This window comes from Solidesulfovibrio carbinoliphilus subsp. oakridgensis (assembly GCF_000177215.2).
Classification (GTDB): Bacteria; Desulfobacterota; Desulfovibrionia; order Desulfovibrionales; family Desulfovibrionaceae; genus Solidesulfovibrio; species Solidesulfovibrio carbinoliphilus.
Genome location: NZ_CM001368.1, coordinates 2,331,385 through 2,344,086 on the forward strand (window position 1 = coordinate 2,331,385; position 12,702 = coordinate 2,344,086).

The window sequence follows — 12,702 nt, forward strand, 5'->3', positions numbered from 1 at the left end:
CAGGCTACCCATGCCCCGCCCTCGGGGGCATGGACCGCGCCGGCCGTTCTTGACCATAAGGCAGAACTGCCATACTTGACAGACGGGGCCACGGCGACGGGAACCGACATGAAAATCCTGTACTGGGTGGGCGATGCCAAGGAAAATCTTCGGGAATTTCGCGGGACGGTGCAGGATGAAGCCGGGACGACACTCCGCAAGATCCAGTACGGACAAACACCGGTCAGCGCCTGCCCCCTCAACAACTTGGCCAAGGGCGTGACCGGAGTTTATGAGCTCAAGATCGACCACGACAAGGAAACCTACCGCGTCGTGTATGTGGCCAAACTGGCCAAAGGCGTCTACGTACTCCACGCTTTCCTGAAAAAATCCAAGAGTGGCATAGGCATTCCGCCCAAGGACAAGGACATCATTCTGCGGCGCTACAAGATGGCCCGCCAGCACGACGGGGCCTAACCGGGGCAACCATGGAAGAAAAAATCATTGAAGGATCTGACAATGTCTTTGCCGACCTGGGTCTGCCCGATCCCGAAGAGCGGGCCTACAAGGCCGACCTCATCATGGTGCTGGAAAGCATCATCAAACGCCGCGGCCTGACCCAGGTGGAGACCGCCAGGCTGTGCGGGACGGACCAGGGAACGCTGTCGAAAGTCCTCCGGGGCCGGGTGGGTCTGGTGTCCACGGACCGTCTGCTCCGCTGGATCGGATGCCTGGGCGGTTCCGTGCGCATCACCGTGGACGAAACCCCGGACCATGTGCCCGGGCCTGTGTCCGTCTGTTTTCTGCCGGCTTGCCCCTGAGGCCGGACTGGCGTATTGCGTCCGCTTTTTTTACGGTGCCCCATCCAATACCCTCCCAAGGAGATCGCCATGCGCCGCGTTTCGATCCTGGCGGCAGCCGCCGCCCTGGTGTGCTGTCTGGCCGTCCCGGCCCTGGCCGCGGACAAGCCCCTGACCTTCGGGCTCCTGCTCGTCGGCCCCTACAACGACAAAGGCTACAGCCAGGCCCAGTACGAGGGCGGCAAGTACGTCGAAGAGCACCTCGCCGGCTCGAAGATGCTCTACCTCGACAAGGTCAATCCGTCCGACCGGCCCGGGTTCACCATTCCCCAGCTCGTGGACGACCTGGCGGCCAAGGGCGCGACCCTCATCGTCGCCGGGTCCGACGACATGAAAGACGGTATCCGCGAGGCCGCCGAGCAGCACCCGGACCTGACCTTCATCCACATTTCCGGCGACGACGTGCTGACCGGCAAGGCTCCGAAAAACCTCGGCAACGTCTTTTCGCGCATGGAATACGCCAAGATGATGGCCGGCTTTTCGGCCGCCATGACCACCAAAACCGGCAAGATCGGCTTCCTTGGGCCGCTCATTAACGACGAGACCCGCCGGCTGGCCGACGCCGCCTACCTCGGGGCCCGCCACGCCTGGGTGAACGTGCGCGGCAAGAAGGCCGAGGACCTGTCGTTCAAGGTCAACTGGATCGGCTTCTGGTTCAACATCCCGGGTGTGACCTCCGATCCGGGCCAGGTGGCCGGTTCGTTTTACGACCAGGGCTACGATGTGATCATTTCCGGCATCGACACCCCCGAGGCCCTGACCGTGGCCGGCAGCCGCAAAAAGGCCGGCGCCGACGTCTACGCCCTGCCCTACGACTACAAGGAAGCCTGCCAGGGCGCGCCCGACGCCTGCCTCGGCGTCCCCTACTTCAACTGGGGTCCGCCGCTGCTCTCCATCGCCAAGGCCGTGACGGCCGGCACCTACAAGCCGGCCTTCGACTGGCTGGCCCCGGATTTCACCGCCTTAAACGACCCGGACAAGAGCCCGGTCGGCTTCATCGCCGGCCAGGCCCTGTCGGCCGAGGCCAAAAAGGCGCTCGACCAGTTCGTGGCCGACCTCGGCTCGGGCAAGGCCAACCTCTACGCCGGGCCGCTGGAATACCAGGACGGCACGGTCTTCGTGAAAGCCGGCCAGACGGCCACGGACAAGGACATCTGGTTCGCCCCGCAGCTTTTGCGCGGCATGGAAGGAGCCAGCGCCTCCAAATAGGAGGACGCTGCCCAAGGAAACGCCCGTGGACGTCGTCCTCTCCCGCATCGTCAAGCGCTTCGGCGCCCTTACCGCCAACGACGACGTCACCGTCACGCTGGCCGCCGGCCGCATCCACGGCATCCTCGGCGAGAACGGGGCCGGCAAGTCCACGCTCATGCGGGTCCTGTGCGGCGTGCTGGCCCCGGACGCGGGCACCATCACCGTCGACGGCCGCGACTACGGCCGGCTGTCCCCGGAGACGGCCGGCCGGCTCGGCATCGGCATGCTGACCCAGGACCCTCTCGATTTCCCGCCGCTGACCGTCTGGGAGAACTTCTCGCTGGGCGGCGGGCCGGTGGTGCCCCGCAGCCAGGCCAGGGAGCGGCTGGCCGAGGCCTGCGCCCGCATGGGCTTTTGCCTGCTGCCCGATGCCACCGTCTCCAGCCTGACCGTGGCCGAGCGCCAGCAGCTGGAGCTGGCCCGGCTGTTCGACCGCGATGTCCGCCTGCTTATCCTCGACGAGCCGACCACCGGCATCTCCCCGGCCCAGAAAGAGGCCCTGTTCGACGTGCTGCGCCGGTTCGTGGCCGATGGCGACCGGATCGTGGCCCTGGTCACCCACAAGCTGACCGAGGCCCGGGAGCTGTGCGACAAGGTCTATGTCCTGCGCCAGGGCCGCCTGGCCGGCGCCTTCGACGCGCCGCTCGATCCCCCGGCCCTCCTCTCCACCATGTTCGGGGCCGAGACCGCCGCCCTGGCCGCGGCCGCGCCTCCGCCCGCCCCGGCCGTCCAGACCGGGGACGCGCCCCTGGTCCGCCTTTCCGACGTGGTCTTCGCCGACGAAAAGACCGTGCTCGACAGCCTGTCGCTGACCGTGCGGCCGGGCGAGATCGTGGGCCTGGCCGGCATCTCGGGCGGCGGCCAGGAGGCCTTTTTGCGCGGCCTGGCCGGCATCGCCCCGGCCATCGCCGGCCGCCTGGAAGTGGGCGGAGAGCCACTCACCGGCCGGCCCCACGAGCGGTTCCTGGCCGCCGGCATCCACTACCTGCCGGCCGCCCGGCTGGAGGAAGGGCTTTTCGGCGGCCTTTCCCTCCTGGACCACGTCCGGCTGGCCTTCCCGGACCGCCGCCGCGAGGCCGCGGCCATCTTCCGCGACCGGTGCGTCGGGCGCTTCCGCCTGACCGACACGCCAAACGCCCCGGCCGCCTCGCTGTCCGGCGGCAACCAGCAGCGCCTGCTCCTGTCGCTGATCCCCGACGCCACCCGGCTCCTTCTGGCCGACAACCCGACCCGGGGGCTCGACGCCGCCTCCATCGCCCAGATATGGGACCATTTCCGCGACCGGGCCGCGGCCGGGGCGGCGGTGGTTTTTTTCTCCGAGGACCTGGACGAACTCTTGGCCCATGCCGGCCGGGTCATCGTCTTCTACAACCGGGCCGTGGCCGCCGAACTGGCCGCCGGACCCTTCGACGCCGGGGCCGTCGGCGACCTCATGACCGGCCGGTCCGTCCCGGCGCCGTCACCGTCCGTGGAGGCCGCATGACCGGCCGCACCGCCCGGCTCGCCCGGGCCGCCTTCTCCCTGGCCCTGGCCCTGGCCGCCACCCTGGCCATCGTCTTTGCCGCCGGGGCCCCGCCGGTCCGGACGCTGGCCGTCATGGCCGAGGGCGGGCTCGGCTCGTTTGCCGTCATCCTGCGCACGCTCTCCGCCTTCTCCCCGCTGCTTCTGTGCGGCGCGGCCCTGTGCATCACCTTTGCCGCCAACCTCTGGAACATCGGCGTGGAAGGCCAGATCACCATGGGCGCGGTCTTCTGCCTGTGGCTCCTGCGCGCCTTCGATCCGGCCGGCATGGTGCCGCCGGACCTGGTCCTCGGCCTGTCCCTGGCCGCCGCCGCGTTTGGCGGCATGGCCTGGGCCCTCCTGTCCGGGGTGCTTAGGACCCACGGCCGGGTCCACGAGATCTTTTCCGGCCTGGGCCTCAATTTCGTGGCCATGGGGGTCAGCCTGTGGCTGATCCTCGGGCCCTGGAAGCGGCCCGGCATGGCCTCCATGAGCGGCACCGAGCCGCTCCCCGCCGCCTTCTGGCTGCCGCTTTGGGGCGGGCGTCCCATGAGCCTGTGGGGACTCATCCTGGCCGTGGCCGGGTTCGCCTTGGCGGCCTGGCTGCTCAACCGCACCTTTTTCGGCCTGGCCCTTGCGGCCGTGCGCCAAAACGCCATGGCCGCCGAGCGACTGGGCCTTCGCCCCAGGCGCCGGATGCTGGCGGCCATGGCCATCGGCGGCGGGCTGGCCGGGCTGTCCGGCGGCGTCCTGGTCACCGGCCTCTACCACCGCCTCATTCCGTCCATTTCCGGCAACTACGGCTACACGGCCATCCTGGCCGTGCTGCTCGCCTCGGGCAGCCTGCGTTTTCTGCCGCTCGCCTGCCTCTTTTTCGCGGTCCTGACCGTCGGCTCCATCCAGCTGCCCTTGACCCTGTCCCTGGACTCGTCCCTGGCCGGGGTCATCCAGGGGGTCATGGTCCTGACCCTGTTCGCGGCCCGCGCCCTGTGGCCGGCGGGCCCAAGGAAGGGCGCATGACCTTCGACTACGCCACCGCCCTCGTCGCGGCCGTGCTCTTCGCCGCCGCCCCGCTTATTCTGGCAGCGCTTGGCGAAACGATTTCGGAGCGCGGCGGGGTGATCAACCTGTCCCTGGACGGGACCATCCTCTTCGCGGCCATGGCCGCCTTTGCCGTGGCCCGGATGTCCGGCAACCCCTGGCTGGGCCTTCTGGCCGGAGCCGGGGCCGGGGCGGCCATCGCCGCGGTCCTGGCCGTTTTCGGCGGGCTGTGGGGCGCTTCCGAGCTGGCGGTCGGCTTCGTGCTGACCCTTTTCTGCCGGGAGCTGGCCTATTTCGTCGGCTACGCCCAGGCCCGACAGCCCGGGCCGGACCTCGGCACCCTGGCCGTGCCGGGCCTGTCCGACATCCCGCTCCTTGGCCCGGGGATCTTCCACCAGAGCCCGGTGGTGCTCGGGAGCCTGGCGGCCGTGGCCGTGGTCTGGTTTTTCCTCATGCGCACGCGGCCGGGGCTTATGGTCCGGGCCGTTGGCGAATCGCCGGCGGCGGCCCGGGCCCGGGGACTGGCCGTCGGCCGGGTGCGGTTTCTGTGCTGTCTGGCCGGCGGGGCCATGGCCGGCCTGGCCGGTGGCTTTTATTCCCTGGCCGTCAAGCCCGGCTGGGGCCATCCCCAAGGCTGCGAGGGCGCGGGCTGGATTGCGCTCGCCATCGTCATCTTCGGCGGCTGGAAACCGGTCCGGGTGGCCCTTGGGGCCCTCTTCTTCGCGGCCATCCAGGTGGCCGGCATCGCGCTCCAGGACGCCCTGCCCGGGCTTTCGGGCACGCTGTTCCAGATCGCGCCCTTCCCGGTCATGATTCTGACGCTCCTCGTGGTCAACCTGCGCCGCTCGGCCGCCTTCCGCGAGGCGGCCCGGCGCGTGCCGCTCCTTGGCCGGTTCGTGCCCCGCACGGCCGGCGGCGCGCCCGGAGCCATCGCCGGGGCCCTGGACCGCGGCTTCTAGGCGGCCCAAACGGGTCCGCCATGCGTCCGGCAGGCCTCCGGTCGGCTTGGGGCCGACCTTCCCGGCCCGCCCGGTTGCCACGACGCGCCATTTGCGGTAACGCATCGCCACGTCGCGACCAAAGCGGCGAAACTCCTGCTACAGGGACCGGAGAGCCATGAGAAAACGACCGCTTACCCCGGAAACGTATTATCGCCTGCCCTGGAATCTGGCCGACAATGCCATTACGTGGCTGGAGCCGACCACCAAGTGCAATCTGTACTGCGAGGGGTGCTACCGCGAGAACGATCCCGACGGGCACAGGCCGCTCGCCGACGTCATCCGGGAACTGGAAACGGTCAAGAAGCTTCGGCGCACCGATGGCATCTCCATCGCCGGCGGCGAGCCGCTCATCTATCCCGACATCGTGCCCCTGGTCCGCTACATCGCCTCCAAGGGCTGGAAACCCATCATCAATTCCAACGGACAGGCGCTCACCCCGGAACTGGTGCGCGAACTGGCCGCCGCCGGCCTTATCGGCTTCACCATGCACGTGGACTCGCACCAGAAGCGGCCCGGGTGGAAGGGAGCCAGCGAAAAGGACCTGTGCGAACTGCGCCTGCGCCTGGCCGAGATGATCCACGAGCACGGCGGCGGCAGGGTCTCCTGCGCCTTTAACGCCACCATCTACCGCGACACGCTGGCCGACATCCCCATGCTCACCCGATGGGCCCACGAGCACATCGACCTGGTCCAGACCATGGTCTACATCCTCTTCCGCTCGGCCCGCAAACAGAACAATTTCGACGTGTTCGTCCACGGCAAGCCCGTTGACGTCGGCGACCTCGTCTACCAGCTCGACCACCAGGAGGGCCACCAGGACCTGGTCTCCCAGGAGATCGCCGACGCCATCCGGCTGGCCTATCCCGAGCACGAGCCCTGCGCCTACCTAAACGGCACCGAGGACCCCCTGTCCATGAAGTGGCTGCTGACCCTTCGGGCCGGCACGAAAGACGAGATCCTCGGCTACTGCGACGCCAAGCTGGCCGAGTGGATGCAGGTCTTCCACCACCTCTTTTTCGGCACCTACCTGGCCTACACCCGACCCTGCTGGACGACCTGGCTCCAGAAAATGGCCTTCCTGGCCCCCTTCAACGCCAGCCTCAGGAAGATCTTCGGCCGGCTGCTCATGCGTCCGAAGCTCTGGAACAAGCCGGTCCACATCCAGTCGATCATGGTCATCCAGCCCTGCGACCTCTTTGCCGACGGCCGCCAGAACATGTGCGACGGCTGCCCGGACGCCATCCTGCACGACGGCAAGATGGTCTGGAGCTGCCGGGTGGACGAGCTGGAAAAGTTCGGCGCGTTCATCCAGTGCGCCCCGCGCGGCGCCTGCTGCGGCGGCCAACCGGCTGCCCAGGCGGAACCGGCGCCGCAACCGGAACCGGCCGCCATGGCCGCTCCCGAACCCATTGCCGCACCGCAACCGGCCCCCGAGCCCGCGCCTGCGCCCGAGCCCCTGCCCGAGCCGGCGCCGCAGCCGGAACCCAAGCCGGCCCCCGCTCCGGAACCGGCGGCCGTGGCCGCCCCGGAACCCGAGCCCACGCCGGAACCCGTAGCCGCATCGGAGCCAGTGGCCGCGCCGGAGCCTGCGGCCGAACCCGAGCCGGCTGCCGAGCCTGCCGTCGCCTCCGCGCCGCAGCCGGCTCCTGAACCGACTGTCGAGCCCCGGCTGGAGCCCGAACCGGCACCCGGGCCCGCGCCGCAACCCGAGCCCGTGGTCGAGCCGACGCCGGAACCGGAACCCAAGCCGGCCCCGGAACCGGAACCCGCCCCGGAACCGGAACCCGCCCCGCAGCCGGAGCCCGAACCGGCTCCCGAGCCGGCCGCGGTGCCCGCGACGCGCCGGGAAACCGCTCCCGCCACCCGGGGCATGACCGAACCGGCCGTCAAGGTCGACCTGCCGCCGGCCGTGGCCGCGCCAAAGGCCGCGCCCAGGCCGGAACCGACGCCCGAACCGGCAAAAGCCGCGCCCGAACCGGCCCCGGCCCCTGAAGCGCCGGCCAAGCCGGCCAAGGCCCCCAAAGCCGCCAAGGCCGCCCAAACGGCCGACAAGCAGCCAAAGGCCGCCCCGGCCAAGAAAAGCGGCAAGACCGCCAAGAAGAAATCCAAGGCCCGTTAGCCCTTTCCGTCCCTCCCGGCCGCCCGCGCGGCCGGGAGGGGGAATCCCACATGCCCCAAGACTCGCAAACCCTCCCCCGCAAGGGCGCTCGTCCGTCCTATGGCATCCTGTCGAAATTCGTCCACCTGGCCGGGGCCCAATGGATCCATGACGGCCTGCACACCTTTTTCCTGATCTATCTGGCCCGGCTTTCCACCAGCGACTACGGCGAATTCATGGTGGCCTTCGGCCTGGCCTCCATCATCCTTTTTCTCGGCGAATTCGGCCTCAACCAGCCGCTGGTCGCCTCGCTCAGCAAAAAGTACAGCCACAAGGGCGACATCCTGGCCCAGTACACGATGCTCAAAAGCATCCTGCTGGTGACGGGCTGGCTCGGCGTGGTGGTCTTCATCTTCTGGCAGGGCTACACGCCGGGGCTCAAGAACCTGGTCATGGTCATCTCGGCCGGCGTCGGCCTCGAAGCCATCGCCAGCTCCTTTTTCATCGCCATCCGGGTCGAGGGCAGGCAGGACCTGGAGGGCCGCATCCGCGTCGTGTCCGGCGTCTTCGGCTACGGCTACGCCATCGCCCTGCTCAGCCTCGGGGCCGCGCCGCACTGGATCGCGCTCTTCAAGCTCATCGAGAACGTCTGCAACATCACCGGCGGCGTCTGGATGGCCCTCAAAACGACCGAATTCTCCGGTCTGGCCCTCAAGCGCAAATCCCTGGCCCGGACCTGGGCCACGGCCAAGAACGGGACCGTGTTCGTGCTCATGGCCCTGGCCGCCATCCTCTACAACAAGGCCAACCTCTACTTCCTGCAAAGCCAGGGCGGCCCGACCAAGGTGGCCCAGTACAGCGTCACCTGGGAGCTGGTGGACGGCATCTCCATCCTGGTGTCGAACCTGCTTTTGAGCAGCATCCTCTACCCGCTCTTCGTGCGGCTGTGGAAAAACGACAAGCGGGAGTTCAACCGGCTGGCCAGCAACTCGGTGCGGTGGCTGATCGGGGCATCGCTGCCCATCATGTTCGTGCTCTTCGTCGAATCCGACCGGCTGATCGGCCTCATCTACGGCGGGGCCTACTTCGACGCCATGTGGATGCAGAAATGGCTGGTCGGCACCATCCTCTGCGGCTTCGTCCACAACCTGGCCGCCTACCTCATGATGAGCCAGGGCAAGCAGCGGATGCTGCTTTTCATCTACATGGGCGGCCTGGCCCTGAACCTGACACTGTGCGCCACGCTCATCCCGGCCAGCCCGCTCCTCGGCACCTGCCTGGCCATGCTCATCACCAAGGCGGCCGTGGCCGTGACCACCACCACCTATTGCCAGATGACCATGCGCATCATCGACCTCAAATCCCTGTGGCGCATCCTGGTGGCCAGCCTGTGCGCGGCCGGGCTCTACGCCGCCACCTACCGAATCGGCATCCGGGAAATCCCCGAGATCCTGGCCCTCGTGCCCTTCGGCTTCCTGGCCTACCGCTGGAAGCAGGAACTGAAGGCCCAACGGGTCCAGATGGGGTTGACGTAAGCCGCGCTTCGCCTCCCCCGCTTGTTTCTTCGCCCTCTTGTGTTATGGCTAACCTATAGGGAGGTTGTCATGCACGATATACTGAAAAGGATCTGCGTCGCGTTCCTTGTCGCGGGCCTGCTTCCCGTATCCGCCGCGCTGGCCAAAAAGGACTCCGGGCCGCCGTCCCAGGGCCGGTCCGGGCCGCCGGCGGGATCGTCCCAAGGGGCCGGGCCGCCCTACGGCCCACCCTCCTACGCGGGTCCCAAAACCGCGGTCCCCGGCCAGGCGCCCTACGGCCCGCCCTCCTACGCGGGCCCCAAAACCACGGTCCCTGGCCAGGGCACGAAAACGGTCCCGCCTGGCTGGCAGAAAAAGAAAAACGGCCAGGGCAAGGCCAAAAAGCACGGTCCGCCCGACCATGCCCCGGCCTGGGGCTCCCGCGGCCACCAGGATCAGTAAACGAAACGGCCGCCGCCCCGTGAAGGGGCGACGGCCGTTTGAAGAATTGCCGAGACTCCGCGACCGGAGTGTCGCCCGATTTACCGGATGATCCTCCGGACCACGCCGTTCCAGCCGACCTTGTAGTCGATGCCGCGCCAGGACATGGTGTTGGTGGTAAACGTCCGGCCAAAGCACCAGCCGAGCATCAAAAAGGTGGCCGCGTAGCCCCGGAGCCAGGGGAGCAGGCCGACGGGCCTGGGGGACAGGGTCCGGAAGGCCAGGCCGAGCCCCAGGAAGGCGGCCAGATAGGCCAGCGTCCCCAGGGCAGCGCCGCCCGGGACCAGACAGGCGAGCCAGCCAAGGACCGTCAGGGCCGCCAGGACCGGCGGCGCGGACAGGATGAAGACGGCCAGGATCGACACCAGCCAGTCAAGCGGAATGCAGAACTTCAAATAGAGGAGCTGGCGGGTCAGCCACAGGTCCCACCGGGCCAGGGACACCGCGCGCAGGGGCGTGTCCAGGCAGGCGGCGGCCACCGGCCAGGCGGCCACCCCGGACCGGCGCAGGTGCGGGCCCATGGAAAAGTCGTCCACGATGTTCCTGGCCCAGACCCGGGCCAGACCGAACCGCTCGAAGGCGGCCCGGGAAATGGCCATGGCCCCGCCCCAGGGCTGGGTGATGGCGGCCAAGGGCTGCATGAGGTGGAGCGCCAGACAGGTGTTGGTCATGCCGATGGTGCCCATGGCCCCGTCCTCGGGCACGATCCGGTGGAAGCCGCTGGTCATGGGCGCGTCGCCCCGGATGATCGGCGCGGCCAGATTGGTCAGGAAGTGGCGGTCGGCCACGTGGCTCGAATCGGAAAAGACGAAAATCTCGGCCGTGGACGCGGCCCGGATGCCGGCCAGGATGTTGTGGTTTTTCTGGCCGCACAGCTCGGCCCGCCCGGCCACCGCCAAAAGGACACGCGGGTCGTCGCCGGCCACGCCGGCCACCAGGGCCCGGGCCGGGTCGGCGGCGTCGGCCGTCACGAAGACCACCGTGAAATCGGGATAATCCTGGTCGAGAAGCGAGGCCACGGCCTCGCGCATGCCCGGATGGTCGCCCGTGACCGGCACGATGAGCGCCAGGCGCGGACAGGCTTCCGGCATGGGTTCCGGACCGTCGCCGCCCAGCACGTGGCGCCGGCCGAGGAGGAAAAGAGCGGAAAGCATCACCAACTGCGCGGCCATGGCCGCGAAAACAAAATAGCCCACGCCAACTCCTTGGAGAAAAATCAGCCCGGCTGCCGGGCCGGGCCGGCCGTCCCACCGGCCGGCGGACAGGCTCCGGCCGGCGGCAGGGGCACCTTGGTGGCCGAGAGGTCGAGTCTGCTGCCACCCTTGGTGGTCAGCACGCCGCTTATGGCGTCGCCTTTGGCGTCGCCCTCGAACACGTGGCCGCTGCCGTGCAGCATGTAGATGTGGCCGCCAAAGATGGCGCCCACCAGATGGTAGACGTTGGTCTCCCCGGTCAGGGCGTGGACCACCACCTCGGCTCTGACCGTGTGGTCAGGGTCCTGCTCGACATGGGCCTGCACGTCCGAGCCGTAAAACGACCCGCGCCAGAGCCCGGAGATATCGGGCTCGCCGGCCAGCGCCGCCACCGCCGGCGCGGCCAGGGCCAGCCACACGACAAGCAGGGATTGCACCAATACGAACATCGCGACTGTCCTTAAGCCGAGGGGGGAGGAAGATGCCTCCGGCGGCCAGGGGCGCCGCCCCTGGACCCTGCCGGGGGGGATCATCCCCCCCGGACCCCCTGGGCGGGGGTATTATCGATGGTCCATGGCACCGTCACCCGCCGTCTCGTCGGGGGGGACCGGGGGGAATCATTCCCCCCGGCGGGGTTCGGGGCAGCGCCCCGATTCTTCGCATCCCCGCTCCAACACCCGTTCGAAGACGGCTTCGTGGCGGCGGACCATCGTTTCCATGGAAAACCGTTCCACGGCCCGCTGCCGGGCCGTTTCGCCGAAGCTGCGACGCAGGGCCTCGTCGCCAAGGACCCGGGCCAGGTTCTCGCCGAGAGCCTGCGGATTGCGCGGCGGACACAAAAGGCCCGTGCGCTCCGGCTCGACCACGTCCGGGATGCCGCCCACGGCCGTGGCCGCCACGGGAATGCCCATGCTCATGGCCTCCAGGATGACGTTCGGCAGCCCCTCGCGCACCGACGAGAGGACCACCGCCGAGGCCTGCTGGAAAAAGGGCCTGGGGTCGGCAGCCGGGGGAAACGTCCGGATGTTGCCCCGGACCGGGCTTCTGGCGGCCAGGGTGCGGACCCGGGTCCGCAACGGTCCGTCGCCCATGAGCCACAACTCGGCCCTCGGCCGGCGGGCGACCGTGTACTCGAAGCCCCGGATGAGCGTCTCGTGGTCCTTGTCCTCGCAAAACCGGGCCGGGCACAGGACCACCTCGCGCACCGGGCGCAGCTCGTCCGGCGGCGGCAGGAAATGGTCCGTGTCCACGCCGTTGGCGATGCAGGTGATCTTGTCCTGCGGCCGGCCCATTTTGACAAGGGCCTTGGCCAGGGGTTCGGCGTTGACGATGTGGTGGGCGGCCAGGCCCTTCAGAAACCGTTCGTGCTGGCGCTTGATGGCCCCGCCGCCCCGGCAGGTGCCGATGACGGCCGTGATCCCGCGCAGGCGGCCGAAGACCCGGCCCCAGATGTTCGGCACGGCGGTCAGCGGCATCAGGATGTCCGGCCGCTCGGCAGCCAGGCGCTTCCACAGGGCGGCAAGCCCCAGCACCCCGACTTTCGGATAGGGCGAAAGCCAGACGAGCGGAATGCCGGCCAGTTCGGCCTTGGGCGCGAAATCCCGGACATCGGTCAGCATCCAGAATTCCGGGGCGAACCGGCTGCGGTCGAGGCGCGCCGCCAGCTCCAGGGCCTGGCGCTGGGTGCCGCCGAAAGCCAGGTCCTGAAGCAACATGACTACCCGGGCGGGCCGGGCAGGCCGCGCGGGCGAAGTCGGCCCGGGC

General features: G+C 68.9%; 11 protein-coding genes. 8 read left to right on the forward strand and 3 right to left on the reverse strand.

The features are described 5' to 3' along the window. Nucleotides 1-108 precede the first annotated feature (108 nt). From DFW101_RS10110 to DFW101_RS10145, 8 genes are all read left to right on the forward strand, one after another. Nucleotides 109-456, forward strand: a complete 348-nt coding sequence (locus DFW101_RS10110; RefSeq protein WP_009181416.1) for a type II toxin-antitoxin system RelE/ParE family toxin — start codon at nucleotides 109-111, stop codon at nucleotides 454-456. Nucleotides 457-467: 11 nt separating this feature from the next. Continuing rightward, the gene (locus DFW101_RS10115) at nucleotides 468-800 is read left to right on the forward strand and encodes a helix-turn-helix domain-containing protein (protein WP_009181417.1); all 333 of its coding nucleotides are present in this window, start codon (nucleotides 468-470) and stop codon (nucleotides 798-800) included. Nucleotides 801-869: 69 nt separating this feature from the next. After that, on the forward strand, nucleotides 870-2,048 hold the full coding sequence (locus DFW101_RS10120) for a BMP family lipoprotein (RefSeq protein ID WP_009181418.1): 1,179 nt from the start codon (nucleotides 870-872) through the stop codon (nucleotides 2,046-2,048). A 25-nt stretch (nucleotides 2,049-2,073) separates the two neighbouring features. Further along, entirely contained in the window at nucleotides 2,074-3,573 is a 1,500-nt protein-coding gene (locus tag DFW101_RS10125; RefSeq protein WP_009181419.1) for an ABC transporter ATP-binding protein, read from the forward strand. Continuing rightward, nucleotides 3,570-4,610, forward strand: coding sequence for an ABC transporter permease (locus DFW101_RS10130; protein ID WP_009181420.1), 1,041 nt, complete (start codon nucleotides 3,570-3,572; stop codon nucleotides 4,608-4,610). Before DFW101_RS10125 ends, DFW101_RS10130 begins: the two co-directional genes overlap by 4 nt. Continuing rightward, nucleotides 4,607-5,590 (forward strand): ABC transporter permease, encoded by a 984-nt coding sequence (locus DFW101_RS10135; protein WP_009181421.1) that lies wholly within the window; start codon nucleotides 4,607-4,609, stop codon nucleotides 5,588-5,590. The genes DFW101_RS10130 and DFW101_RS10135 overlap by 4 nt, the downstream gene beginning before the upstream one ends. A gap of 157 nt (nucleotides 5,591-5,747) precedes the next feature. Then, on the forward strand, nucleotides 5,748-7,751 hold the full coding sequence (locus DFW101_RS10140) for a radical SAM protein (protein ID WP_009181422.1): 2,004 nt from the start codon (nucleotides 5,748-5,750) through the stop codon (nucleotides 7,749-7,751). 50 nt (nucleotides 7,752-7,801) lie between these two features. Continuing rightward, a complete protein-coding gene (locus tag DFW101_RS10145; RefSeq protein WP_009181423.1) occupies nucleotides 7,802-9,265 on the forward strand; it encodes an oligosaccharide flippase family protein in 1,464 nt (487 codons plus the stop codon). A 521-nt stretch (nucleotides 9,266-9,786) separates the two neighbouring features. Here DFW101_RS10145 and DFW101_RS10155 read toward each other — a convergent pair. The 3 genes from DFW101_RS10155 to DFW101_RS10165 form a co-directional block, all read right to left on the reverse strand. Then, nucleotides 9,787-10,941 (reverse strand): glycosyltransferase, encoded by a 1,155-nt coding sequence (locus DFW101_RS10155; protein WP_009181425.1) that lies wholly within the window; start codon nucleotides 10,939-10,941, stop codon nucleotides 9,787-9,789. A gap of 20 nt (nucleotides 10,942-10,961) precedes the next feature. Beyond that, entirely contained in the window at nucleotides 10,962-11,387 is a 426-nt protein-coding gene (locus DFW101_RS10160; RefSeq protein ID WP_009181426.1) for a hypothetical protein, read from the reverse strand. A gap of 168 nt (nucleotides 11,388-11,555) precedes the next feature. Further along, the gene (locus DFW101_RS10165; RefSeq protein WP_009181427.1) at nucleotides 11,556-12,653 is read right to left on the reverse strand and encodes a glycosyltransferase; all 1,098 of its coding nucleotides are present in this window, start codon (nucleotides 12,651-12,653) and stop codon (nucleotides 11,556-11,558) included. Nucleotides 12,654-12,702 lie beyond the last annotated feature (49 nt).